The organism is Sphingomonas sp. PEI4, assembly GCF_056679955.1.
In genome coordinates this window covers 55118-78944 of the sequence record NZ_JBWXPI010000002.1, presented here as the reverse complement: position 1 = coordinate 78944, position 23827 = coordinate 55118, and the positions used below count along the sequence as shown (strand labels likewise).

The 23827-nt window shown below is 62.3% G+C and carries 24 protein-coding genes; 6 read left to right on the top strand and 18 right to left on the bottom strand.

The window, feature by feature from the left end; all coding sequences use genetic code 11:
- Positions 1 to 12: 12 nt before the first annotated feature.
- From AC1MLZ_RS19490 to xth, 5 genes are all read left to right on the top strand, one after another.
- Positions 13 to 270 (top strand): hypothetical protein, encoded by a 258-nt coding sequence (locus AC1MLZ_RS19490; protein WP_480961657.1) that lies wholly within the window; start codon positions 13 to 15, stop codon positions 268 to 270.
- On the top strand, positions 267 to 713 hold the full coding sequence (locus tag AC1MLZ_RS19485) for a hypothetical protein (RefSeq protein ID WP_480961656.1): 447 nt from the start codon (positions 267 to 269) through the stop codon (positions 711 to 713). Before AC1MLZ_RS19490 ends, AC1MLZ_RS19485 begins: the two co-directional genes overlap by 4 nt.
- A gap of 309 nt (positions 714 to 1022) precedes the next feature.
- Complete coding sequence (locus AC1MLZ_RS19480; protein WP_480961655.1) at positions 1023 to 2012, top strand: ATP-dependent DNA ligase; 990 nt, start codon at positions 1023 to 1025, stop codon at positions 2010 to 2012.
- Positions 2009 to 4501, top strand: coding sequence for a DNA ligase D (ligD, locus tag AC1MLZ_RS19475; protein WP_480961654.1), 2493 nt, complete (start codon positions 2009 to 2011; stop codon positions 4499 to 4501). Before AC1MLZ_RS19480 ends, ligD begins: the two co-directional genes overlap by 4 nt.
- 25 nt (positions 4502 to 4526) lie before the next feature.
- Complete coding sequence (gene xth / locus AC1MLZ_RS19470) at positions 4527 to 5324, top strand: exodeoxyribonuclease III (RefSeq protein WP_480961653.1); 798 nt, start codon at positions 4527 to 4529, stop codon at positions 5322 to 5324.
- 196 nt (positions 5325 to 5520) lie between these two features.
- Here xth and AC1MLZ_RS19465 read toward each other — a convergent pair whose 3' ends face one another.
- Together AC1MLZ_RS19465 and AC1MLZ_RS19460 are read right to left on the bottom strand one after the other, a co-directional pair.
- Complete coding sequence (locus tag AC1MLZ_RS19465; protein WP_480961652.1) at positions 5521 to 5721, bottom strand: DUF3606 domain-containing protein; 201 nt, start codon at positions 5719 to 5721, stop codon at positions 5521 to 5523.
- Between the two features lie 244 nt (positions 5722 to 5965).
- On the bottom strand, positions 5966 to 6304 hold the full coding sequence (locus tag AC1MLZ_RS19460; RefSeq protein ID WP_480961651.1) for a hypothetical protein: 339 nt from the start codon (positions 6302 to 6304) through the stop codon (positions 5966 to 5968).
- Positions 6305 to 6335: 31 nt separating this feature from the next.
- Between AC1MLZ_RS19460 and AC1MLZ_RS19455 the strand changes: the two genes are divergently transcribed.
- Positions 6336 to 6569 (top strand): hypothetical protein, encoded by a 234-nt coding sequence (locus AC1MLZ_RS19455; protein WP_480961650.1) that lies wholly within the window; start codon positions 6336 to 6338, stop codon positions 6567 to 6569.
- Between the two features lie 2 nt (positions 6570 to 6571).
- On the opposite strand, the gene AC1MLZ_RS19450 is transcribed toward AC1MLZ_RS19455, so the two are convergent.
- From AC1MLZ_RS19450 to AC1MLZ_RS19375, 16 genes are all read right to left on the bottom strand, one after another.
- A complete protein-coding gene (locus tag AC1MLZ_RS19450) occupies positions 6572 to 9343 on the bottom strand; it encodes a conjugal transfer protein TraG N-terminal domain-containing protein (RefSeq protein WP_480961649.1) in 2772 nt (923 codons plus the stop codon).
- A 13-nt stretch (positions 9344 to 9356) separates the two neighbouring features.
- Positions 9357 to 10748, bottom strand: coding sequence for a conjugal transfer protein TraH (locus AC1MLZ_RS19445; protein WP_480961648.1), 1392 nt, complete (start codon positions 10746 to 10748; stop codon positions 9357 to 9359).
- Between the two features lie 68 nt (positions 10749 to 10816).
- The gene (locus AC1MLZ_RS19440) at positions 10817 to 11743 is read right to left on the bottom strand and encodes a conjugal transfer protein TraF (protein WP_480961647.1); all 927 of its coding nucleotides are present in this window, start codon (positions 11741 to 11743) and stop codon (positions 10817 to 10819) included.
- A complete protein-coding gene (locus AC1MLZ_RS19435) occupies positions 11724 to 12074 on the bottom strand; it encodes a hypothetical protein (protein ID WP_480961646.1) in 351 nt (116 codons plus the stop codon). Before AC1MLZ_RS19435 ends, AC1MLZ_RS19440 begins: the two co-directional genes overlap by 20 nt.
- 34 nt (positions 12075 to 12108) lie before the next feature.
- The gene (locus AC1MLZ_RS19430; RefSeq protein ID WP_480961645.1) at positions 12109 to 13902 is read right to left on the bottom strand and encodes a conjugal transfer protein TraN; all 1794 of its coding nucleotides are present in this window, start codon (positions 13900 to 13902) and stop codon (positions 12109 to 12111) included.
- Positions 13903 to 14643, bottom strand: a complete 741-nt coding sequence (gene trbC / locus AC1MLZ_RS19425; protein ID WP_480961644.1) for a type-F conjugative transfer system pilin assembly protein TrbC — start codon at positions 14641 to 14643, stop codon at positions 13903 to 13905.
- A 12-nt stretch (positions 14644 to 14655) separates the two neighbouring features.
- Entirely contained in the window at positions 14656 to 15645 is a 990-nt protein-coding gene (gene traU, locus AC1MLZ_RS19420; RefSeq protein ID WP_480961917.1) for a conjugal transfer pilus assembly protein TraU, read from the bottom strand.
- A 23-nt stretch (positions 15646 to 15668) separates the two neighbouring features.
- Positions 15669 to 15947 (bottom strand): hypothetical protein, encoded by a 279-nt coding sequence (locus AC1MLZ_RS19415; protein WP_480961643.1) that lies wholly within the window; start codon positions 15945 to 15947, stop codon positions 15669 to 15671.
- Positions 15947 to 16558 (bottom strand): type-F conjugative transfer system protein TraW, encoded by a 612-nt coding sequence (traW, locus tag AC1MLZ_RS19410; RefSeq protein ID WP_480961916.1) that lies wholly within the window; start codon positions 16556 to 16558, stop codon positions 15947 to 15949. The genes AC1MLZ_RS19415 and traW overlap by 1 nt, the downstream gene beginning before the upstream one ends.
- A gap of 23 nt (positions 16559 to 16581) precedes the next feature.
- Positions 16582 to 17124, bottom strand: coding sequence for a S26 family signal peptidase (locus AC1MLZ_RS19405; RefSeq protein ID WP_480961642.1), 543 nt, complete (start codon positions 17122 to 17124; stop codon positions 16582 to 16584).
- Positions 17114 to 17764 (bottom strand): TrbI F-type domain-containing protein, encoded by a 651-nt coding sequence (locus AC1MLZ_RS19400; protein ID WP_480961641.1) that lies wholly within the window; start codon positions 17762 to 17764, stop codon positions 17114 to 17116. Before AC1MLZ_RS19400 ends, AC1MLZ_RS19405 begins: the two co-directional genes overlap by 11 nt.
- Entirely contained in the window at positions 17761 to 18102 is a 342-nt protein-coding gene (locus AC1MLZ_RS19395; protein WP_480961640.1) for a hypothetical protein, read from the bottom strand. Before AC1MLZ_RS19395 ends, AC1MLZ_RS19400 begins: the two co-directional genes overlap by 4 nt.
- A 5-nt stretch (positions 18103 to 18107) precedes the next feature.
- Positions 18108 to 20690 (bottom strand): type IV secretion system protein TraC, encoded by a 2583-nt coding sequence (gene traC, locus AC1MLZ_RS19390; protein WP_480961639.1) that lies wholly within the window; start codon positions 20688 to 20690, stop codon positions 18108 to 18110.
- Positions 20687 to 21640 carry a TraV family lipoprotein gene (locus tag AC1MLZ_RS19385; protein ID WP_480961638.1) on the bottom strand — a complete coding sequence of 318 codons (954 nt, stop codon included), beginning with the start codon at positions 21638 to 21640 and terminating at the stop codon, positions 20687 to 20689. Before AC1MLZ_RS19385 ends, traC begins: the two co-directional genes overlap by 4 nt.
- Positions 21637 to 22503: a DsbC family protein gene (locus AC1MLZ_RS19380; RefSeq protein WP_480961637.1), complete on the bottom strand. Its 867-nt coding sequence runs from the start codon at positions 22501 to 22503 to the stop codon at positions 21637 to 21639. The genes AC1MLZ_RS19385 and AC1MLZ_RS19380 overlap by 4 nt, the downstream gene beginning before the upstream one ends.
- Complete coding sequence (locus tag AC1MLZ_RS19375; RefSeq protein ID WP_480961636.1) at positions 22490 to 23827, bottom strand: TraB/VirB10 family protein; 1338 nt, start codon at positions 23825 to 23827, stop codon at positions 22490 to 22492. The genes AC1MLZ_RS19380 and AC1MLZ_RS19375 overlap by 14 nt, the downstream gene beginning before the upstream one ends.

The window sequence follows — 23827 nt, the reverse complement described above, 5'->3', positions numbered from 1 at the left end:
CATCAGCGCGTCGTGATCGCACTGTCGGTGCATATCTTGCGCTGCGGGGTTACGCGCTGCTCGGACGGGCGCGTTGACGTACCGGAGATCCGGTTGGCGCTTCGTTGTCTGCTGCCGCATTGCGCGGAGAAATGGCCGCTGACGATGTTCTGGGACGCGGCAGGGCAACAAAACGAAATCGGACGCGCTCAAGGCGTAACTGCCGCGTTCAACGGGATTGTCCGCCAGCTGCGCCGCGCAGGCTGTTATGAAGAGGTGTCTGAACCGTGAGTATGAGACTACCGCGAGCGGCCGTTGCTCGCGTTCCGGAAGGCACGCGGATCGTCAGCGTCGAACGCATGTCGCGAGCCTTCACCAAATACCATCTGGACGACGGACGTGCGCTTCACCGGTTCAAGGCCGAGGAGCCGCATGCTACACCGCACGACCATCCCTGGGCGTTCGAGACCGAAGTCCTCGAGGGCGGCTATGTCGATGAAGTGTTCCATCTGGATCCCGGCGGAGGGTGGCATAGCAAGCTTGTGCACCGCGTTCCCGGCGAGAGATATCATGTCGACGCTACGCATATTCACCGCATCGTCGAGCTGCCAACAGGCGAATGCTGGACGCTTGTTCGTGCCGGTCCCCACGCGCGGGAAACACGGTTCTGGCGGTTCGGTGACACGGTTCAGTCGCGTGTCTGGCACGAACGAAAATGGACGCTTCACCTCTGACGAACAGGGCAATGCGGAAGTGCTGCCGCATGTACCACGCGCGGCAACCGCTGCCTCGCCGGCGCGGCAGGAACAGATAGCAACGGGGGGCTTTTATAAACGAGAAGCTGCCAGGAGTGATCTCATGCTCAAAGATGTCGTGATCAAGTCGACTGTGCCGAACGGTTTGCCCGGTTCGGCTGGCATTGCTCGGCTGCCAAGTCGGCAGGAACGACGTCGCGAGGCAGCAAAGGCAAAACGGTCGGCTCCGAAGCAGTGTGCCTGCTGCGCCCCGGACCCAGGCTGATGTCGGCAGACAGGCCCTCGCCTATGGAAGCCAAGCTGGTAAGCGCGCTGCCAGCTGAGCTGGGCTGGCAATACGAGCCCAAATGGGACGGCTTCAGGGCCCTGGTCTTCCGTGATGGCGAGGTGGTCGACATCCTTTCCAAATCGGGAAAGCCGCTTGGTCGCTACTTTCCCGAAATCGTCGCCCTCGTCGCATCGGTCCCGCAGGGGAAGTTCGTGCTCGACGGCGAGATCATCCTGCCGATCGCGGACATTCTCTCGTTCGATGCGCTTCAGGCACGGCTGCACCCGGCGCAAAGCCGGATCGATCGTCTGGCGAAGGAGACGCCTGCGCAGCTTATGCTGTTCGACTGCCTGGGCGTCGATGATACCGACTTCAGCGGTGCGCCGCTTTCCGCTCGCCGAAAAGCGTTGGAGGACTTCCACGCCCGGCATTCCCGGCCTGGTCTTCTGCTCTCACCGTGCAGCGATGATATCGCTGATGCGACTGCCTGGTTGGCGGCGAGCGGAGGGGCTCTGGACGGCGTCGTCGCGAAACGGCTGGACGAGCCTTACCGTGGCGGGGAACGCGCCATGCTGAAAGTGAAGCAGCATCGCAGCGCGGATTGCGTTGTTGGCGGCTTCAGGCGGGTGAAGGAAGGTAACGAGGTGGCCTCACTCCTGCTTGGGCTCTACGATGATAGCGGCAAGCTCAACCATGTCGGCTTTACCTCAGGTATCGCCGCGGCCGACCGCGCGGCGCTTACCGCGAAGCTCGAGCCATTGACTGAAGCGCCGGGCTTCACGGGTAAAGCTCCTGGCGGTCCCAGTCGCTGGAACGACGGTCGTGAGAGCGAGTGGGTCCCCTTGCGGCCAGAGCTCGTCGTCGAAGTCCTGTACGATCAGGTGACTGGTGATCGGTTCCGGCACGGCACGCGCATCCTGCGCTGGCGTCCCGACAAGGCACCTGTGGCGTGCACGATGGATCAGCTGGAGCATGAGCTTCGCCCTGCTGAATTGGGCATAGCGTCATGACCGATCTCGCCTCCAGCGATACCCTAGCGAAATACCGGGAAAAGCGGGATTTCACCAAGACGGCCGAGCCTGAGGGTAAGATCGCCAAAGCTGGGGGCAACCGCTTTGTCGTGCAGAAGCATGCCGCGTCTCGCCTGCACTATGACTTACGGCTCGAACTCGACGGCGTTCTCAAGAGCTGGGCCGTCACGCGAGGACCCAGCATCAATCCTGACGACAAACGTCTAGCAGTTCGCACCGAAGACCACCCCGTCGAGTACGCCACGTTCGAAGGTACTATCCCGAAGTCTGAATATGGCGGCGGGACCATGATGCTATGGGACATGGGGACGTGGGAACCGCTCGCGGGCAAGGACCCTAGCAAGACGCTGCCTGAAGGGCATCTCCACTTCTTCCTCCATGGGCATCGCCTGAAAGGCGAATGGATGCTCTTCAGGCTGAAGCCCCGTGGGAAGGAGAAGGGCGAGAACTGGATCCTGCGCAAGGTTACCGACGACCAGGTCGGCGGATCGGAGGATCTTGTCGGAACACACCTCACCGGGGTCGTCAGCGGCCTGACCATGGAAGAGATCGCCGCAGGCAAGCAAGGCAAGTCGGGTGCGCCAGCAACGCCTGCCGCAAAGCCTGCGACGAAAGCTGCAAGATCACGAATGACAAGCCGTAAGAAGTCAGGTTCGCCCCCGCCATTCCAACCTGTCCAGCTCGCGACGCTTGTCGATCATGTGCCCGCCAGCAACGTCTGGCTGCACGAGATGAAATATGACGGCTATCGAACGCTCGTGGCGGTCGGTGGGGGGACGGGACGGGCCTATACGCGGTCCGGATTGGACTGGACGGACAAGTTCGCCGGCATTGTCGCTGACGCCGCAGATCTGGATGCGTCGTCTGCTCTCATCGATGGTGAGGCGGTCGTCGTCGACGCAGCCGGCAAGACCGATTTCCAGGCGTTGCAAGCTGCGCTCAAAGGAGACCCGGACGCGATCCTGTACTACGCGTTTGACCTGCTCGCACTCGACGGTGAGGATTTGACCGGACAGCCGTTGTCCGAGCGCAAGGCGAAGCTTGCGACGCTGCTCGCGGGCGGCACTGACCGGATCCGCTACTCGGACCACATCGTCGGCCGCGGTGAGGAGCTGTTCGACACGTTCTGCGCCGAAGGTCTCGAGGGTGTCATCTCGAAGCGCGCGGACGCGCGCTATGTCGGCTCGCGGTCCGGCAGCTGGCTCAAGACGAAGTGTATCCAGAGACAGGAGTTCGTCATCGTCGGCTGGTTGCCGTCCGACAAGCAGCGAGGGTTCAAGTCGCTCCTCTTGGGCGTCAACGAGGACGGTCATCTCCGCTATGCCGGCAAGGTCGGAACGGGATATACGGGTGAGGAGATCGACAAGCTGATGGATCTGATGACGCCGCTTGCCGCCACGAAGCCGACCGTCGACGCACCTCGCGCAGCCGTGCGCGGCGCACGCTGGATCAAGCCGCAGCTGGTCGCCGAAGTGGCGTTCATGGAAGTCACGAGCGACGGGGTGCTGCGCCATTCCAGCTATCTGGGGTTGCGTCAGGACAAGAAACCCGAGGCGGTCGTGGTCGAGAAGCCCGCGCCCGTTGCCAAGCTCGAGGCGCCCGAACCCTCCGTCGTTCGCGTGACCAACCGGGAACGAGTAATCTTTCCCGAGTCCGCAATTACGAAAGGCCAGCTCGCCGACTATTACCAAACCGTCTCGGGCATCATGCTGCCCTGGTGCGGGAGCCGGCCGATAAGCCTGGTCCGGTGTCCGCAAGGCAGGGGGAAGAAATGCTTCTTTCAGAAGCACGACGCCGGCAGCTTCGGCGATCATGTCCACCATGTCGGTATTGCCGAAAAGGACGGACACGACGAACCCTATCTGTTCGTGGACGACGCCGAGGGTCTCGTCACCTGTGTCCAGATGGGTACGATCGAGTTTCACGGCTGGGGTGCTCGGATCGAAGACGTCGAGAAGGCCGACCGGCTGGTGTTCGACCTCGATCCCGATGAGGGCCTCGATTTCAAGGATGTCATTTCCGCGGCCCTTCATGTCCGCGACGTGCTGGCCCAGATGGGCCTTGAGACCTTTCCAATGGTGACGGGCGGAAAGGGTGTTCACGTCATCGCGCCGCTGACACCGCAGGCCGAGTGGCCGGCTGTGAAGGATTTCGCACACCGCCTGGCACTTGTCCTGGCGCAGTCCGAACCCGATCGATTTACCGCAGCCCTCGCCAAGGCGAAGCGAACCGGACGCATCTTCATCGACTACCTGCGCAATCAGCGCGGGGCGACGGCTGTCATGCCGTACAGTGCTCGCGCTCGCGAAGGCGCGCCCGTCGCGGTACCGATCACATGGAAGGAATTGGGGAAACTCGACCGCGCATCGGGCTGGCACATCGGTGATGCGGGCGCGCTGCTAAAACGGGCAGCGTCAAAGGATCTGGTCGGTTGGGGACGCGCTGACCAGATGTTGCCCGACCTATGATCGCCTCTGTTCGCCTGGTGCTTCGATGAAGATCGCAACCTACAACGTGAATGGCATCAACGGTCGTCTGCCGGTGCTCCTGCGCTGGCTCGACGAAGCGCAATCCGACGTCGTCTGTTTGCAGGAACTGAAGGCACCGGACGAGAAGTTCCCTTTGAGCGCGATCGAGGCGGCTGGCTATGGCGCGATCTGGCAGGGTCAGAAGAGCTGGAACGGCGTCGCGATACTCGCCCGTGGCGCCGAGCCCGTCGAGACGCGGCGGGGGTTGCCCGGCGACCCGGATGACGTGCAGAGCCGCTATCTCGAAGCGGCTGTGGGCGGCATTCTGATAGCGGGGTTCTATCTGCCCAATGGAAATCCAAGGCCGGGTCCGAAGTTCGACTACAAGTTGGCCTGGATGGAGCGCTTGATCGCCCATGCGGCCACGCTGTTCAGCACCGATGCGCCGGTTGTTCTGGCAGGTGACTACAACGTGATGCCGACAGAGATGGACGTCTACAAGCCGGAGCGGTGGATCAAAGACGCGCTGTTTGCACCGGAAGTCCGAGCCGCGTTCTTTCGTTTGATCAATCAAGGTTGGCTGGATGCTCTGCGGGCAAAGCACCCGGACGAAACGATCTACACGTTCTGGGATTACTTTCGGAATGCGTATGGCCGTAACGCCGGGCTAAGGCTGGACCATCTTCTCCTGAACGCCCCTGCGGCAGCTCGGCTGGCGGACGCGCAGGTCGATCATCACGTCAGGGGCTGGGAGAAGTCCAGCGACCATGCCCCTGTCTGGATCAAACTGAAGGCCGCCCGTCGGAAGCGTTCCGCAACCTGATTATCAGGCGGACACACGCGATCGTCACACCATGGACTTCAATGATGCACCGGCTTGGGGCGCCCGTCCAAAGCCGCTGAGGCCTGCAGGCGGAGGTCGCCATCCCGCCTGATTTCGAGAACCGCGCTCCGGCTGTCGCGGGGCGCCAGTGACGTCTGCTCATTCAGACGGCGCTGAGACAGCACCTTGCCGGTGTTCAGGCGCTACCGCGCTGACCGGTTATCTTGCTTGCAGCAGCATCGAGCTTCTCACGGTCGTTCCCGACCTCGGCAATCAGGTCACGCGCCTGCTGCGCACTTAACCCATGCTTCTGAGCAAAATACTCGACCTCGTAAGGTTCGCTACCCGAAACACGGCTGCGATCACGGCCGTCGGTCTTGCTCTTGTCGTCTGCCACTACGTGTCTCCGATACGTTCTGATCCAAAAACGCTTGGCCCGCCGAGCGTTTCCTACGGACGACACTTAATTTCACTACTTGAGTTGGCTCCGGGCGTTCAGGCGGGGTCGCCTATTAGTGCCACTGAGTGACAGCTATCGAAGCGCCGAAACGGAAATGTACGGTGCAGCAGATAGCTAGTCAGATGATGCGCTCTCGTTATCAGGGAGGTGCGATCGGCGATGATGAGACAGTTCGGAATCATCAGCGCGGGATTGTTATTAGGACGATCGCTAGGGACATGACGAACAGCGATAGCCATATGGTCATCTGCCCGAAGATATGAAGCACAAGGCCCATCCAGGAATAGCGACGGCGAAGGAGGATCGCGCTTCCGACAGCGACGAAGAACGCGATCGTCGTTGGCATCGTGATCGAAGGCGACCGAGACAAGGATGCCTCCGCAAGCGGCGCCAGCCCGATTGCCATAACCAGCAGCCATGAAAAGCCGAAAATGAGGATGCCGGACATATCACCCAGCGTCGGCGGATGGTGCTGAACAGAATGATGAGCCTTAAGCTCGTGCGTTGCCGTCGTGCTCATTTCGCTGTACCCTCTGTTAACGAGGTGCGCCGTGAAAATTGATCCGACCCAGCCCATCTACTTTGATACCGACATCAAGGCCGGAACCGGTCGTGGTTTTTGGCAGCTTAACCCGCCGCCTGAGTTTGACTGGAGTGAGACCTCGGAGGACGACTACGCGTCTGCCGCCGAAAAGACATGGGTTGGACGGCTCGTTCAACGACTCTTCGTCGCGGTGGTCCTTGGCGTGATCGCGACCGGCGCGCTCGACATGGTGATAAGGTAATCTCACCGCTTCGGACCTGTGGGGCCGGTCGCTAGGGACAACCGTGCGTCAACATCACGCCGATGTTTCTCGCCAAGGAGTTCAGACGTTCCAGCGGTGATGAGGCCTACCTCACGATCCGTCGAAGGTTTGCCGCTCGAAACAGGATGGGGGGATGCGACTCCGCTACCTCCCGAATAGCGCCCCGCGATGCTCGCCTCGGAAGCCACACCAGGCAGTTCCATGCCTTCTAGCGCTGGATTGTTCAGGGCGCTCTGAATGTCGCGCTCGATCGCTTCCGATCGCTGATTAGCCCACTTCCCGATAGCGGCGTTGCGCATACCCTCTTGCGTCGAACTGAGGTTCGTTTCCCACAGGCCGGGCAGGACACCAGAAGGGGCGTTTGCCACCTCCTTGTCATAATACCGGGCAAGATCTTGGCTGAGATCCTGCGTAAGGTTAAACCCTGAGCTTTCGGCGAAGCTGGCGTGTTGCTCCAGCGACTGGGAAAGTTCCCGATAATGACGGGCTTGCTCGTTGTAGGACTCGATGCGGCTGAGCGATTCCTCGATAGCTTTGGTTTGGGATTCGCTTTGCGAGGACCGGGAAAACTCACCAGATTGACTGAAAGTACCGTCGTTTGTGCTAACGGTTGCACCAGTCGAATGGTCGCGATTGATGCCATTCGTCGCCGACACTGAATTATCGCGGCTACTCGATGCGCTATCGCTATCGTTGGTTGTATCCGCCCGCGTATAATTTTGATTATAGCCGACGGTCGCACCTGCCTGGACACCAAGAGCGCTGGCTGCTTTGCCAAGCAAGCCTCCTTCGCCGCCCTTGCCCCCAACTCCAACGCCGGCAGTAACACCTCCGGTGACGGCATCTGACCAGCTAGTGCCCTTGCCGGTCTCGGACTGCTTCCGCGTTCCGTTGCCGACACTCTGGCTATTCTGGACGCCGTCGCTCCCGGTGATCGTATTCCGATCACTGACCTCGGTGTTACTCCCGCTACGAACACCGGAGCTTGAGTCGAAACCAGACGAGTTCTCGCTCGACCAAGAATGGCCGTTCCGAAGCGCATTAAGGTGCGAGACCTCGCGACGGCTTGCCTGCTCGAACCCGTCAGCGACGCGCGCTGCCATCGTCGCCTGCCGGCTTTCAGTGGCAACAGAGCCTTGGCTAAGTTGCGGCTTGAACCCGATATTCGACATGGCGCGCGAGTTGTCATAGACATTCTGACCATCACCAAACGAGTTGGTCGTTGCGCCGTTATCGTGACGGAAGCTAGACGCCATGCCGCCCGACGAAAATGTCGGCGCGTCCGACCACTGATTGCTCTGGCGCATGTTAGACGTCGAATTAGCGAAGCTGGTGTTGCCGTAGCTGTAATTGCCGGTCGTCTGCTCCGCTGCGGCAGCTTCAGCAGCGTTTTGTGCCGGCGAAAGGACCGACGTCGCCTGACCGGAAATGCTCATGGCCCCCTTTGCGAGACCTGCCGCAAGGAAAGGCACCGACATGAGCATGAAGCCCGCGATAGTCGCGGTCTCCGCGTTGACCGCCCCGATTCCGGCATAGGTCCCAAGCGACATGCCACCCTCCGCGACACCCTGCGCTGCGCTAGTCGCCCGCGTCATGCAAATCATGTGCAGGATCACGTAAAGCGGCCCCCACGCGGCAAGATAGAAGAACCCGGTCAGATACCCCTTGAGGGCGCCGACGCCGGTCTGCGGCATCAGGAACAGCGGGAAGATGACAGGGAACATCGCATAAAACACGACGGTGAGAACGATGTTGAGGATCGGGACCCAGCTCATCGCCTGCTGCGCGATCGAATTGTACGTATTGCGCGCCTGGATGTCTGCCCGCGTCGTCGCGAACGTATCGATCGACGCCGCGCCCGGACCACCTGCCATGCCGTCACGCGCCTGCATGAAGGCATTGATGGCGGTGTTTTGGCGCAAGATGGTCTCATAGTTCGCGCTGGACGCCGTGAAGGCCTGATTGACGATCGGTACATCGCTGCGGAGCTTGGCAGAGGCGACCGAGGTGGACAGCTTGGGATAGGTTTCCTTTGCCCAAAGCGACGTGTGCACCTCGATCATGGTATGCCAAAGGCCATCGAGCATGCCGTAGGCCTGACGGCAGGGAACGATGCTGCTGGTGGTCGCGGCACCCGAACGCTCGACCCAAGGTTGCGAGCGCGCAGCCGACCCAGGTCCCATAGCCGCCCAGAGATCCTTTGCAGAGGCGAGGTCCGTCATCGACTTCTGGCCGAGCATGATGTCGCCGAAGACGCAGTTTTTGAAGTGCGCGGACAGGTTCGTCGCAAACTCGGCGTCACGGATCTGGAAGTTGCGTGTCGCATCAAGCAGCCGCGCGCCATAGACCATGCCGTTGGTCGAGTAGCTAAGCTGGCTTGGCATCGTGAACACCGTTTCCGCGGTGCGCGTCAGCCAGTCACCGACCTGGCTGGTGAAGCTGGCGATGACGCCGAGCCCAAGGGGCACATTTGCCACGACTGCAGGCGCAAGCGACGAATTTACGCGGTCGGTAACCTTCACGGCGACGGTTGGCACCATCAGGCAAGTGTAGATAAGCGACGAGCCGAGAAACCAGTTCAGCCATGCACGCACGTTCATTGTGAAGGCGACAGCGAGCAACGCGTAGATCAGGCCGAGGACCATCACCACGCGTAGAAGCGCGCGATAGCCACCGCCGCCCGTCCATGCCGCTACCGCGTTGAACGTGTTGACGATGTATTCGCCACCGCCAATCGTGAAGACCTCGACCATCGCTAACTCGTCCTTAGTTGAGGCCCTGCGCGCTCAGCCCGCGCGAGAAATTGAGCGAGGCTGCCATCGCCGGCGACATGCTATTCTGCAGCGTCGACTCCACCATCACCGACTGGTTGATGAGCGCGAGCGTCTGGTTAAGCGTCGCCTTCAACTCGACGTTGCGCTGCGCATAGCGGTTACGCGCTTCGGTTAGCTGGTCGCGCCACATCTTGCCCATCTCGGCATCGGCGGGCTGGACCTGCACGGTCGACTGGCTGATCCGGTCGAGCATGTTCTCGATCATCGCGGACAGGAGGTTAACCGAGACTATCTCGGCGAGCGCACTGGTCTCGCCGGGAGAGAAGCTCTGGTGCGCCATCGCCTGCACCGCGAGCATCTTGTACAGCGGCAGCGTCGTCATGTTGAGGAGCTGCTGCTCCTGTGCGTCCAATGCCGCATCGGTACGGATCTTGGAGTTGATCGAGTCGATCATGGTCTTGATCTTGGCGCGCAGACCAGGCCCCGGACGGAGTGTCTGCTCGGTCATATTCAGGCACTTCTCGTCGTCGTCGCAGTTCAGGATCTTGACCGGCGTTCCAGTGCCGGGACCGTCGAGGAGAGCGGTTACAACGGCATCCTCAGCCGGCCCGACAAAGCCGACAATCTTTCCTTCCGCAGCCTTCGGGTTAATGACGATCGTGCCGACCAACGTCATCAGAAACTCGGAGAACTCCTTGTCGCTGCCAAATTTGTTCGACTTCTTGATCGCATCCCAGGTGTAATTACGCGGCGCGCCCGGGATCTTGTCGGCCATCGTAGGATCCGTGTTTCCCTCGAGCGTGGCATCCTGTTCCCCACCGGCGCCGCAGCCTTGCCGGGAACGCGCCCAATCGGAAAACTTGCCCTGCGAATTGCCGACCGCCGCGCAGACCGTCGAGCGTGCGCCCGCCATTTTCGGCCAGACCGATCCGACCAGACCTTGCGCCGCTTCGCACGACGAGATGTTCATCTGGTTCATCTGCTGCGCCTTGTTGGCCATGCCATCCATGACCTTGCCGATCTCGGGCGAGACGCTGTCGATCGCGAGCTGGAAAGCAAAACCCAACGCGTTGTTGGCTGTCGCCTTCAGCATAGCGACCATCTCAGCGCCGTTGATGAAGCTGAAGGAGCCGGTGAACAGATCGATGCCGCCACAGCCTGCTGACACCTTGGGCATCTGCAGATTGAACGGCTGGACGCTCTTCTGCGGGAAACGGCTCCAGACGTTGCCCATCGAGTAGTAACCAGCGGTCTGGCCCTGGTAGGCGCTTGGACCGGTGACGTTGGCGGCACCGCCCGCATCCTGGAAGAACTCGTTCATCTGGCCGGCGACGTCCGCGCGCGCGGTCCCGACCGGCACCATACTCGCGGCACCAAGCGTCATGGCGACAGAAGCGGTCCGGCGAAGAATGGCGCGGAAGGGTGAGGGACGGGGAGAAGGGGTGTTTGCCATCAGAAGTCACTCCCGACCTTGGAATTGGTGAGCATGAAGATCCGCTCCATCACATCGTCGGCCGACATGACGCCGAACCCGACCGGCACCGTCTTGCGGGTGACGGTGTCGAAGAGGACCAACGCCGGCGTCGCAAGCGGCACGCCCATGCGCTGACGCTGCCCGCTGTCGACGACATAGTTGGGGAATTGGCGGCTCGGCCCGCCGTCCGTCGACACGGCCATGACGGTGATGCGGTGGCTATCGGCAACCGAGCGCAGGATCGGCGAGAAAACCTCGCAGGCGGCACAGGACTGCGCGAAGAAGTAGAACATGCCGTAGCGCTGGCCGAGGCGCGAGAGCACCTGGTCGCGGGTGGCGGCACGGTTGTCAGTCCATACTCGCTTGCCGACGGTCGAGACCGGCCGCTGCAGCGTGTAGTCGATGTCCGGGTTTTGCCAGAGCGCACGCTGCCAGGTGTCGGAGAAGGTCGACGCGCGATCGAGCTGCTCGCGTTGGTAGCGGACATAGGCGATGACATTCGCTTCCGTCGGCTCCAAAATCGCCCGCGCCTTCAGTTCGTCGAGCTGCTTGGTAATCGCCTTCAGCTGTGCCGTGGACGACTGCTGCGGCTGTGCGGACGCCTGCGGGGCAGACGGCTTAGCCTTGGGCCGCTCGCAGTAGAACCACTGGCCGAGTTTCCGCTCGCCACAATAGAAGTCGCCGCTCTGCTGCTGCTCCCGGGCGTCAGACGTCTGATCAAATTCGGGCTGGACCACAGCATTAGTGGCCTGCGCATCGTCGTCATCGATCGCCTCAGCCATCGACGCGCTCTGCAGATCGACGACCTGCGCGAGCGCGGGCGTGGCAACAGGCGCCGTCGCTGCAAGCAGCATCAGGATGGCAGCGGTCAACCGACCGGCACGCTTAGTCTTGATCGTCAACATCATCATGCTCCCCGTCGAGCTCAATCATTGCGAGTTTGAGAACAGACATCATCGCGGCGACGTCGAGCATCCTGGTGCCCTGATCGAGCATCCGGACGATGCCACGAAGGTGGCTGCGACCGTGCTTCCGCCCCTTGATGGTCGCGCGCATTCCGGTCTCGCGGCGGACAAGCCAGCCCTTGTCGGCCATGCGCGGAAAAGCCTGCTCGACCTCGTGCGGATCGATGTCGCACTGAAACCAGTGCGAGATGGTCTGCGCGACCTCACCAGCCGAGGTGCCCCGACCGGACCGGTGGATGCGGAGGAAAATGGCAAGATCGAGCACCGACATGTCGATCGAACAAGGCCCCCCCGGACCGCCCACATCATTTGCCCCCGTGAAGATCATAATACCCCTGAATCTTGGTTTGAATGTCGGCCATTACGGTGACCTCACTGGGCAGCTTTGCTGCGTCCATGAACTCCGCATAGACCTCGGAAAAATCCATCTGGCTCAGGTCGAGGCGCTGGAACTCCTCGATCGAGAAGCCCTTGCAGGTCTCGTCCTTGGGCTTGCCCCACGCCTTGCCAATCTGCTGGCGGCCCTGCTCCTGAAGGATGCGGCTGAGCTTGCTACCAAAGCAGCAATAGGCGTCCTTGGACGTGACGCAGACACCTAGAACCTTATCGGAACAGTACGATCCGACCTTGTGGCAGAGCCCCTTGTCGTCCTTCTCGTCGAGCTGCTTTTCGGCCGAACTGCACAGCCACGGTGTGAGCAGCGGAACGCCGCTGCCCGAGCAGCAATTCGAAGCACCAAAGATCTTCTTGGAACAGGTGCCGCGCTCGCCGGAGAACACTGTGAGGTTAGCAGGATCGAACTGCTTGCCGGCGTCTCCGATCGAATGGAGCGCGACCAGCGCGTCCTTGAACTCGGTCGACGCTTCGCGTTCGATCGTCTCGCAGCTACCGTTGAGGCAATACACATCCCCGCCGCAGACATACTGCTTATCGGTTGGCGCCTTATCGTCGGGCAGCGGGCAACTATACACCCGCTGCGACACCTTGCAGGCGCCGCTCTGCGGATCGTCGAGGCACTCGTCGCGCAGGAACTTGCATTGTTTGTTGGCGTCGAGATCGGTGCAATCGCTCGCCGGAGTGAGACGCTGACAGGTGAAGGATCGCGACCACGCCCAGCACGCTTGCGTGACGGGAACGCCCTCGATGATGCGGGTCTCAGGGCCTTCGGTGCAGACCTCGGTCGCTTGGCGGACACACGTCGTGTCGGCCGCCAGCGCCGGGCAGGTGCCTTCGTTCCGGGCGACGGTAACGCTGAGCGTCCCTTCCTTCTTCAGATAGGCCGTACCAGTCGCAAAGTTGTGGTGGCTGGCGATCTCAGCGGCCGACAATTCGGCATTGCAGGAATACAGCTGCGCCGTGCCGCTGACATTCTTCTTGCAGTATTTGCGGTAGCCTTCGACGTCGTTAGCGCCACCGCCAAGATCGATCTGCGCGTCGCAGATGTGCTTGGAGACCGGTTCTGCCCGGCAAATGCCTGCATTGACCTTCGCCTGCATGACGCTGTTTTTGGCGAACCCGTAGCCCTCGTTTTTGTCGAGAACGCCGTAGTAGAACCAGCGCGCGGTGTTCACGACGGTAGGCACGAGGTTTCCGCGGCAGGCCTCGACCGTGTCCGTAACTTTCGACCCCTTGTTGCAGGTAGCCTCGTAATAGCCCTTTGAGCCGACCGATGGCGGCAGCGGCGTGCAGGTGCCTTCGGCACCGCCGAGGCTTTGACCGCCCAGATAGGTGTCAGGGTCCTTCTCGATCGCGGTGGCGCGCGACGTCGCCGCCAGGATCTCGGCATTGCTGAAGGTCGCCCGCGTGCGTGCGCGATCGGTAACCGTGCCGAACGCCTCGTCGGTGCCAGCCTTCGAACCACCGTCGACTACCAGGCGGTCGGGATCGTCGAAATAGACCTTTTCTGCCAGATCGGTGCCGCCATATCCCGGCAGCTGCGCAAGCTTGGCATCGTTCGGACCAAGGCTTTCGTCAGCGCGCATCGACTTTCCGAGATCAGCGCCCTGCTTGCGTGCTTCCTCGATCGTCGTCTGTGCGACGACGCCGCTGGTGGCGCCCGCGAGGACGGCCAGTAGCAAAGAGAAAGCGACGCGCTTCACTCAGATGCCCTTGCTGAGGTTACGCAATGCGACGGACGCCACCCCGGCACCCGGGCCGTGCGCCGCGACGAAGGTATCGAGCACATAGCGAACCGAGACGTTGCCCGTGATCTTGTCGTGGGTTGGCACCGAGGTGGTGCAATTCAGGCCCGAGCAGAGATCGAAGTCGGTCGATACGGCGACATAGGTTGGGACCGCCTCGACGTTGAACGCACGAAAGAGCCGGGGATCGATCCCGACATTGGACAGCTGATCCTTGTCGGTGACGACCTTGCCCAGCATGGCGCTGAAGGCCTTCATCGAGTTGTTCGGGAAACCCCGGAAGACAACCACACCGCCCGCCTTGGCCGTGTCGGCAATGAGCTGACGAAGGGCCGCGCGCGGCATCGACAGGCTCGCAAAGGCGATGAACTGCGGCGCATCGCCCTTGGTGCCGGCAACGTTCTGGCTGGCCCCCTTGATGATCTCGTCGAAGTCGAACGCACCATCCCCGTTCACCGGCAGATCCGCTTTAGCGAGCGCGGTGAGGTTGGTGCTGCTTTTTGCCTGAATAGCGACGGCCTCTTCGCGGAAGGCATCGCCGCGGTTGCGGACGTGCTCGGCGAAAATGTCGGCGTCACCCTGCATGGCGGCCGAGCGACGTTTAATCGCCTCGAGATCGAGGCCATCGACGGTCTGTGCGATCGCCTGGATGCCGGCGAGCCCGGCGATTGCAGCGATAACGATGGTGATGCGGCGCATGATTGTCTCTCCTCAGAGCACGCAGCAGTTGCGCTTGCGCCAGACGAGGTAGCCCATGTCCTCGCCCTTCACGGGGAAGGAGCGGCCTGCCTGCGGTGGCATGGTCGAGGCCCCGAGAGGCGAGCAAGCCATCTTGCCGCTGACCATCGGGATCGGGTTGACCATCTGGACGCGGTATTGCTGCTTGCGGAGCACCGGCATCGGGTACTTGTTGCACAGGCCCTTGGAGCCCATCGTGCCCCAGGCGAGGCCTTCGCGGTGGATCTTGAAGGCGAAGCGAGCCAGCGCGAGACGCGATGCCTGCACATGACCGATCGAGGCGGCGATGTTGCCGTTGACCGGATACATGGGCCCCTGACAGCCAGCGCACCAGAAGGTCGCGTCGAGCGGCAGCTTGGCGGTTGCAGCGATGCAGTCGCCGGCACACGCAGCCTGGGCGATCGGCGTCGAGAACAGCACGGCTTCCGGGTTGATGAGCGCGGTCAGCGAGTCATCCTGCCAGAGCGGATCGACCTCGGTCATGTACGCGATGTCGAACGACGCCTGCTCGAAGCACAGGAAGTCGGTCAGGATCTCCATCCAGTACAGGAGCGGATAGACGTACCAGTGGACGTGCCACTTCGACGTGTTCTGCCCGTTCCCGCCGGTCTGCGATGGTCCAGATAGCTGGCCCTGTCCGATGTCGAAGCCGGGCGCGATCTTGGTGCCGCCCAGATTGACGAAGCACCACGGTTTGGTAGTGATGTCGGCAAGACGAACAGGCTCCCAAAAACCAGCCGAGATACCGATGCGCGGCACCGGACTGCCACACGCGCAGACGGGGAGGGACGGGTTTTCCGTATCGGCGCGATTGCTCGGCCAGATCTTCATGCCACCCGCCGAGAGCGGAAACAGGCACGACCAGCAGACGTCGGTGATCGGGTTCACGAATTTGCCCGAGCACTTCGATTGCGCCTCCGCGCGCGGGGCGAGTGTCGTCGAAAGCACGAACGCACCCAGCAAGAGCGTCAGGAAGCGCAGGAACTTCACGCGTGCTCCTCCGACGACTGTGCGGCGTCGAGGAAGGCGTTGTCGGCGCGGTTCTTTCGGAAGACGTAGAGCGCGGTATGCAGCGCCGTCGTCATAAGCAAAGCCGCAACCATGAAGGATGCGGGGCGTCCGAAGAGTCGCACCAGCGGCGAGATGGCAAGGACGCCGATCGCGGACGCAACGCAAAGGCCCTGAAAGGTCCGCCGCATGGTACGCAGATCGTCGGTTTCAGGAGCCGCCATTGGCGTGCGCAGGAGGTCGAGCCACAACGGCATCAGCTTATTCCCTTCAGCTTGATTTCGGAGAGCTTCAGGACGCGGCCATTCTGAACGGCGACGGCCGGCGTGTGCCGGATCCCGAATTTGCCAGTGAGGCGACCTTCCTGGTCGAAATAGAAGCGCCGCTTGCGATTGGTCATTTCCTCAATCGGCGAGCCGCTCACGAGGATGATTTTTGCCTTCAAATCGCTGTATTGCGACGTCGCCCATTCCATCTGTGCGGCGTCATCACCGTCGACGAACACCAGCGCCTGATGGACCGCCACGAAGTCGAGCGGGTTCACGGTCTGGCCGGCGCGGGCGATGTAATTGCCCTTCTGGTCCTGAACGTCACGCTCGATGACGATGGTCGGATCGTAAGCCCAGCTGCGTGGCTCCGTCGTCGCTGTGATGCCGGCGACAGGCTTCGGCCGACGCACGCGCGCTTCGGACCGCTTGGCGAACTCCGCGTTCATACGGTCGATCCCGCCGGTGGCTTGAAGACGCTGCAGGCGGGCCTCGATCGTCGCCAGCAAATCCGGCTCGATGATCGGAAAGGCCTGGCCGACGACGCCGTGGTCACTGGCGATCGCAACGGAGGAAGTCAGCAGCGCGCTGACCGCGAACATCACACAGAGATCCAGGGCGGTCCTCACAGGATTGGATCCCCGACGCCGACGATCTTGTTCGAGCAGGCGTAGCCGATCGCGGCATAGCGGCTGTCGAAGCCGTCCTTGTGCGGACTACCGACATAGTAGCAGCCCTGCGGGATAACGCCCGTCGGGCCAGCCACCAACGGCTCGCCCGACTTTGTAAACGGCTTCATGTGGCTGACGAGCTTGCCCGCAACGAACACATCTGCACCGCGGTGGACGACGGTGTCACCCGGCATGCCGTAGACGATCTTGCCGAACATCTGCTTCTTCGCACCGAAATGCTTGGTGACGAGCGGCACGGCTGGCGGCACGAAGAAGACGTACTCGCCACGCTTGGGCACTGCCGTTTTATGGATGACGAACGCCCAGTTCGGCAGCGACTCCGACGCGTTGATGAGCAAGCCGTGCGTGTCCCGCCACTGCGCGATCGCATTCAGGGAAATCCCACCGGCGACGAACAGGCCAAGGGCCGCCCACAGACGCTTGCGGGGGCGGAAGCCCTCGGCCGAGGCTGGCGCCACGATTGCCTTACTGGCCACCGGGACCTCCAAAGCTCGAGACCATCGCGCCGGCAACCGACGGATCAACCGGAGCGGCTTCCTGCGCCGTCGCGGGGGCCGGCACCGCGGCAAAGGGGTTCGGCGCGGCGGAAACGGGGGCCTGCGCCATTTCCACAGGCGCGATCGTCGGCGCGGCAGGGGCCTGCCCCTGCATCATCGAACCCATCTGGGCGGGCGTCGCCGGCACTGGTGCCTTCACGCCCGAAGCATAAACGGCTCTGGCGACATCGGCGGTGATGTCAGGCACGCTCTTGGACAGGACTGCCTCCCCGACGAGCACGACCTGGCCAGCCGCACCGCGGCGCTGTAGCTCCGTATCGAGCGATGCCATGAACGTTCGCATCTGCGCCTGGACCTGGTCGGGCGGGGTCGCACTACGGGCTTGTGCCTGAACGTACTCTCCTACGATCCGCGACAGGTCTGCCTTGACGATGTGCTGCGGCTTCTCGGTCGTTACCAACTTGGTGACCCACATGGCCCAGACGAGCCCGAGGACGAGCGCGGCACCGATCAGCAGCTGCGAGGCAGTGTAACCTGCGAACACCGTCTTACGCCGAGCCGTGGCAGCGACAGGCGAGGCCACGGGTTCGACCGTGGGTGTAGCGATCGTGTCGGTCATGCGCGGTGCTCCCGGCGAGCAGCGTCACGCGGCAAAATGGCGTGACGGCGAAAGAAGATGATCGCGCCGGTGATGACCATATGAACGATACCGACGATCATCTTGAATTGGTCGAGCCGGCCAGCGTCCGCTGCGAGGTAGCGGCTGGTCAGGTTCTGCAGATGGTTCATCATGCCATCGAGCGAGAAGTTGCCGATGAGCAGGAAGAATAGGACGAAGACGCCCCACGTCATCAGCAGCGTCGTGGCCAGGAAGCCCGCGAAATTAAGTCCGAAATAGAGGAGGTAGCCATAGTCGACCTTGCGCTCGACCTGGAGGGGCTGAAGAACGGTTGCCATAGCTGTCACTCCGCTGCGATCGCCAGCGCTTCATCGGCGCTCGGATCGGTCCATTTCTCAGGGTTGTCGGGGTAGGCGACCCGTTCGATCGCCTCTTCCATCGTCAGACCCTGCGCGAGCAGGTCATGGATGGCCGCGAAGGTGCGGGGCGATGACGAGTAAACCGTCGCAGAATAGGGATCGAGGACGAGCCGGCCGACCGCCAGCGTCTCTGGACCCTTAATCATCACGTCGGAATATTCGGAGCCGTTGCGCTTCAACGAGCGGAGCAGCGCGTCGGTGTAGTCATCCATCTCGAAGCGATCGTGCTTCTTGAAGTCGGCGATCGTCTCAGCCTTTTGCTGGAGGATGACGAACCAGTCGCTGTTCTCGAGTGCCGCCTTCGACCCGTCCGACTTGTAATAATCGTTGAGGCTCTGCGTGGCGGTCACCAGCGACGCGCCGTATTTGCGGCAGGTACGCGCATAGGCTTCGATGAAGTCGGCCATCGAGCCGCCCTTAAGCATCTGCCACGCCTCATCGAGCAGCAGCGCCTTGGGGACAGAGCGGTCCTCGCGACGCATGGCCTGGCTCGCCATGAACATGATCGCGGTTAGGGCGACCGAACGAAGCTCCTCGCGCGACGACAGATCCGACAGCTCGAACACCGTCAGGTTGTTCTTGAGCTTGAAGGACACCTCACCCTCGAAGAAGCGGCCATAGGTGCCGTCGGTCGAGAAGGGGCGCATCGCGATCGCGAGATTGATGGCGAGCGGGTTCTTGGTCTCGTCGAGCGCGGCGATGACGTCGTTGACCGAGCCCTGCCGGCCTTTCTCTGCCCAGACCTTGTTGATCGCGCCATCGATTAGGCCGCGCTCGGTATCGTCGAGCTTGTCGATGTGACGCGCCATCTGGTTCACGATCGATTTCAGCATGGCGAAGCAGTCCATGAGGTAATCCTCATCGGTCTCCGCCAGCACTGGATCGATCATCGAGAACGGGTTGATGCAGAACCCCGACGACATCGTGAACTCGACGAAAGCGCCGCCCTGCAGTTTGCAGGAATGCTCGAACGACCGGCCGTCATCGATCACGACGACCTTGGCACCAGCGCCGACCATCGAGGCGCACAACTCCTGAAGGGCCACCGACTTGCCCGAGCCCGACTTGCCGAAAACCGCGACGTTGTGGTTGCCCGCAGTGTTCTCGAAGGGCGACCAGAAGAAGGGCTGACCGCGCCTGCCGATCAGCATCATGTGTGGGTTGTTACCACCCAGATATTCGCCCTGCAGCGGCATCAGGCTTGCGGCCGTCGTGGTCAGGACGGTGCGCAGTCGCTTCATATTCTTAAGGTCGAACGACAGACCGTTGGCCATCGTCATCGGCATCGCCGCGAGCAGCCCCTGGATCTGCAGATAGCGATCATCGAGCAGGTCCCAGCCTGCCGCGCGGTACACCGACTTCAGGATGCGCTCGTTGGCGTCGCCCTTGCCCTTCGGGCTGAACGAGGTAACCGAATAGAACGCCTGCACGAGTTTGCGACCCTGACGCAGCTCGTCCTTCACGAAACGCCACTCTTCGGACTGGTCCTTCAGCTGTGGCAACATGCGCGCGGACTTGCTGTCGGCGAGGCTGGTGGTGCGCATGAACTTGCGGCCGGCGCGCTGCCCGGAGGCCTCCGCGTCGGGGAAGTCGAGGCACAGGTTGGTCGACACCGGGCAGGGCATGCGCAGCTTGTCGGCAAACATGTCGCCGATCAGCTTGGCCATGTCCCAGGGCGCCCAGCGTTGCGGCAGGTTGCGCACCGAGAAGGAGCGCACGTCAAACGTGTCCGGGTAGATCTCGCCGATCTCCGGGGCATGGTCGACGGTCTTGCCAGTCGGACGGAACCGCTCGGTGCGTAGGAGGATGCGGTCAGGCTCGATCCTCATTTCGAGGTCGTGACGCACGGCCTGGTCTGCGATCGGGTCGAACGGATTGTAGGTGATCGTGTCGTCACCGGGTGCCGTCGTGGGCGAGGTGATGTCATCGATCCACGAGATGAGGCCCTTGGGGTCGACTGCGCGCGCATGGACGCCGAGCGACTCCAGAGCCGAGATCAGCCCTTCCATGACTGAGGTAATTTGCTCGTTCGAGACGCGGCTCGATTCCGGGGTGGAGTAGGACAGGCCGAGACGGTGATTGCGCAGGCAAAAGGGAGCCGATGCCGACAACGAGTTCCAGACGCCGCCCATCAAATACTCGGTACGGTGCCGCGCCATCCGCTCGTAAATGCCTGACGCCGAATAGCGCGGCATGTACCACTGCGAGAGCTTCTCGCTGATGCGCGGGCTCATCCAGCCATGGACCTGCAGGGCACCCGGCGTGGGAATGCCTTCGGACAGCAGCTGGGCCAGCATTTCGTAGCTCTGCTCGGTTGCGCCGATCATCGGGGTCGCTTCGAGGAAGAAACCGCGCGAGGCGCTATTGTAGTAGATCTGCGTCTTCGGATCGTAGCTGCGGTAGGGCAGCCAATGGACAAACCGCGGGACAACCGAGTCCGGACGGCCGTTCTCAGGCTTGGCTGAGTCACCGAGGAGCGTGGCAAGCAGGCCTTTGAAGATGCTCACTGGACAACTCCGGGGAACGAGGACGCGCGTAGCACCGGCAGGGGGTTCGCCGTCTTTGCCGCCTCCCGCGCTTCCGGCTTGGCACGGGCAAGGCCGGCACGAACGGCCGGATTGGCGCCGACCGCGGCGATCGCGGTACGCCCGGCCGGGGTCATGTATTTCGGCGCGATAACCGCCGAGGTGGACGTGAGGGCCGGACGGACAGGCGCGGGTGAGGAAAGGGGCTTGGAGCCGGTGGTCATGCCAACCGCGACCGGCAAGTTTGGCGTGGGGGACGCAGACTTCGAGCCAGAGGTCACCGCGGGCGGGGTGCGGAGTGCCGATGGCGACACCGAAAGGCGGCGCGGCGCTTTCGAGAGCCGACGCGCGACCTGATCCTTGATGTCCCCGACAGGATCCGCCTGAACGCGAGCGGCAGCAACCGCAGCTGCGGTTGGCATATCCGGATCAGCAGTCGCGGATTCCTCCATGAAGGGAGGATCGGCACGGTCGACAGCTGCAAGCAGCGTGTCGCCGCCCGTTGCCGCCTGAACCTGTGCCGGCGTCGTCGCGACAGCGTTGCTCGCCAGCGCGCGCTGCCATTCGCCGCGCTCGACGACGGCATGGACCGCCGTCTGTTCGTGCAGGCGACCGGCACCGTCGATCTGCGCCGGGAAGACGATGCGAAGCACGCGTTCCTGGCTACGCGCAGGCGCAGCGTCAGCGGTATCGAAACCGCGGCCGGCGCTTTGCGGCGCGCTGTAGGGACCGGCGGGCGTAATCATGCGATCGCCATCCTCGCCCGCGATCATCGCCAGCGCGCGATCATCGATCGTCGAACTGGGCGCGCAGATGCCGTCGGGTGCAACGCACGTGAAGTTGCCCTTGATGTTGCCGCCCATTGTCGTGCAGCCGGTCATCATGGTGCCGGAGGCAAGGGCGACAGCGAGACAAACGTGGACCTTATTCACGACCGGCCTCCAGCAATGAAGGAGGCGAGCGCCTCCTTGGGACGATAGCCCTCGATCATCGCGCCATCGGCGCGGACGATGACGGGTGTGCCGTTCAGACCGTGCGAGCGAGCGAAGCGCTCATTGGCATCGAGGCCTGAGGTGTCGCAGGTGGCCGAGTTGCGAAGAGGCTCGCCGGCATAGGCCTGATGCAGCGCGGTCTCGCGGTTCTTGGCGCAATACACCTGATTGGCGAGGTCGCGACTACCGAGAACAGAGATTGGTCGTTCGACGACACGCACGTTCATCGACCGCAACGTGTTCGAGAGCGCCCGGCAATAGCCGCAGCGGAAGTCGCTGAAGACCGTGACCGTCTTGCCCGACTGGTTGCCCCACACGATCGCGCCATCATTGGGGAGACCGTCGAGCGAAAGGCGTGAAAGGGTTGTCGGCGAAGCAGCGCCGGCAGCCTTGGCGATGGGGGGCTCGCCGCCTTCGGGTGCGTTGTTGGCCTTGGCTGCGCCGCCAATCAGCATGTCCGGGTTGATCTCGAGGAGGCGGGTTGCAGTGAGATCCTGCCGCGTCTCCATGTCGTAGACACGACCGATAACGAGATAGCGTCCCGACCGATCAACGTAGAACAGGTTGTTGCCGGCCGTCACTTCGCAGAGGCCATCGACGATCGCACAATCGACCTTGCTGACCTGCGTTTTGGGCAGGCGGGCCTTCAGGAGGGCGATCACCGATGCGTCTGCCGGACGAAGCGCGGCATAGGCGGCCTTCGCGCCGATGGCGGCAGCAACGAACGCTGCGATGACCAAAATAAGGACCAGCACCCGACCAACGGTCAGACGCCTGTCGGCGACGCTATTAGTTCCGAACATAAACACCCTCCAGGAAGACGATCTCGACGTCGACGCCGGTCGGCATTTCGATGACCGGCTGGTACTGCTCGGCACGCTCGATCAGGTATTTCGAGACCATGTCGCCAGCCTCGCCAACGCCATTTCCGATCCCGCCTTGTGCGATGTCGCCCATGCCGAGCTGCTGGCGCTTGCCGTTGACCTGAACATTGCGGCCCTGGAGGAAAGAGTTCGAATTGGCTGCGAAACCCTTGCCGATCCCGCCGACGAGGCCCGCAATGAAAGCTTGGCTGACGAGTGACCCTTCGCGGCTGACGACACGTCCGCGAACGCCGGTCTTGCCGCCGAACGCGATGAAGCCTTTGACCTCGGACACGGCGTAGCGACCGCCCGGTTGAGGGCAGGTCATCTTCTGCAGCTTCACGTAGACCTTCTCACTCGAAAGCTCTGCGCGCGCCGCACCGTTGATGAGGCAGCCTTGGATTTTCGTCGTGAGCAGCTTGCCATTCTGCAGCACCGACCGCGCGGGGCCGGTGACGCGAAGGACGACGGGCAAAGGATCAGTCTGGCTGTTGGTGCCGGCTGCGGCATCGACACCGACGATGACCTTGGCGCTCGCAAAGCTGTTGGGTGGAAGGTAGTTCGGACTGTCGGTGTAGACCGTGTTGCCCTTTGAAACCTTCGAGGCATTACCGGCCTCGGCAGAGCCAAACGAGACCATCTTAACTTCGCTGAGGCGCGCAGGTGGAAGGTCCGGACCGGGAGTAGCGCCTGCCGCGCCGGGGCGACCGTAAAGGGCGGCGCTACCAGGGCCGTACATTGCCTGCGGCCCGGGCATCGGGGCAGGCGCTGCGGCACGCTCGTTGACCTGCCGACGCAACTGATCGTTTTCGGCCTGATAGGCGGATACGACGCGCTGGCCATCGCTCGACATTGACTGGTTCTGTGCGCGCATCGCGTCGAGCTGCTCGGCTAGCTGCGCGACGCGAGCGTTGGTGCCCTCGACACCCTTCAGCTGGTTTTCGTTCGACTGGAAACGGTTCTCCGACTGCGCCATCCACTCCTGCTCGGACTTGGTCTTGTTGGTCATGTCGCTGACCGAGACCGTCTTCTTGTCCGCGCTATCGGGATCGATCTTCTTGACCGCGTCGTCACCGCCAAAGATCCAGAACGAGGATGCGACGAGAACCACGCCGCAGCCTGCCGCCAGCTTCATCTGCTGCTTCTTGCGGGTCTCGACGTTGCCATCGAGTTCCGAGGCGATTGGGGATACGCCGTCGCCGTCAACGACTTCGGGAGCGTCGAGCGGCTTACGCTCGCGAGAGAAAATATCTTTGATGCCCAT

Excerpts from the sequence above, each read along its gene's own strand:
- AC1MLZ_RS19480 (WP_480961655.1), top strand. The coding sequence starts at position 1,023 with ATGGAAGCCAAGCTGGTAAGCGCGCTGCCAGCTGAGCTGGGCTGGCAA.
- ligD (WP_480961654.1), top strand. The coding sequence starts at position 2,009 with ATGACCGATCTCGCCTCCAGCGATACCCTAGCGAAATACCGGGAAAAG.
- xth (WP_480961653.1), top strand. The coding sequence starts at position 4,527 with ATGAAGATCGCAACCTACAACGTGAATGGCATCAACGGTCGTCTGCCG.
- AC1MLZ_RS19460 (WP_480961651.1), bottom strand. The coding sequence starts at position 6,304 with ATGAGCACGACGGCAACGCACGAGCTTAAGGCTCATCATTCTGTTCAG.
- AC1MLZ_RS19450 (WP_480961649.1), bottom strand. The coding sequence starts at position 9,343 with ATGGTCGAGGTCTTCACGATTGGCGGTGGCGAATACATCGTCAACACG.
- AC1MLZ_RS19445 (WP_480961648.1), bottom strand. The coding sequence starts at position 10,748 with ATGACGCTTGGTGCCGCGAGTATGGTGCCGGTCGGGACCGCGCGCGCG.
- AC1MLZ_RS19440 (WP_480961647.1), bottom strand. The coding sequence starts at position 11,743 with ATGTTGACGATCAAGACTAAGCGTGCCGGTCGGTTGACCGCTGCCATC.
- AC1MLZ_RS19435 (WP_480961646.1), bottom strand. The coding sequence starts at position 12,074 with ATGTCGGTGCTCGATCTTGCCATTTTCCTCCGCATCCACCGGTCCGGT.
- trbC (WP_480961644.1), bottom strand. The coding sequence starts at position 14,643 with ATGCGCCGCATCACCATCGTTATCGCTGCAATCGCCGGGCTCGCCGGC.
- AC1MLZ_RS19415 (WP_480961643.1), bottom strand. The coding sequence starts at position 15,947 with ATGCCGTTGTGGCTCGACCTCCTGCGCACGCCAATGGCGGCTCCTGAA.
- traW (WP_480961916.1), bottom strand. The coding sequence starts at position 16,558 with ATGTTCGCGGTCAGCGCGCTGCTGACTTCCTCCGTTGCGATCGCCAGT.
- AC1MLZ_RS19400 (WP_480961641.1), bottom strand. The coding sequence starts at position 17,764 with ATGACCGACACGATCGCTACACCCACGGTCGAACCCGTGGCCTCGCCT.
- AC1MLZ_RS19395 (WP_480961640.1), bottom strand. The coding sequence starts at position 18,102 with ATGGCAACCGTTCTTCAGCCCCTCCAGGTCGAGCGCAAGGTCGACTAT.
- AC1MLZ_RS19380 (WP_480961637.1), bottom strand. The coding sequence starts at position 22,503 with ATGTTCGGAACTAATAGCGTCGCCGACAGGCGTCTGACCGTTGGTCGG.
- AC1MLZ_RS19375 (WP_480961636.1), bottom strand. The coding sequence starts at position 23,827 with ATGGGCATCAAAGATATTTTCTCTCGCGAGCGTAAGCCGCTCGACGCT.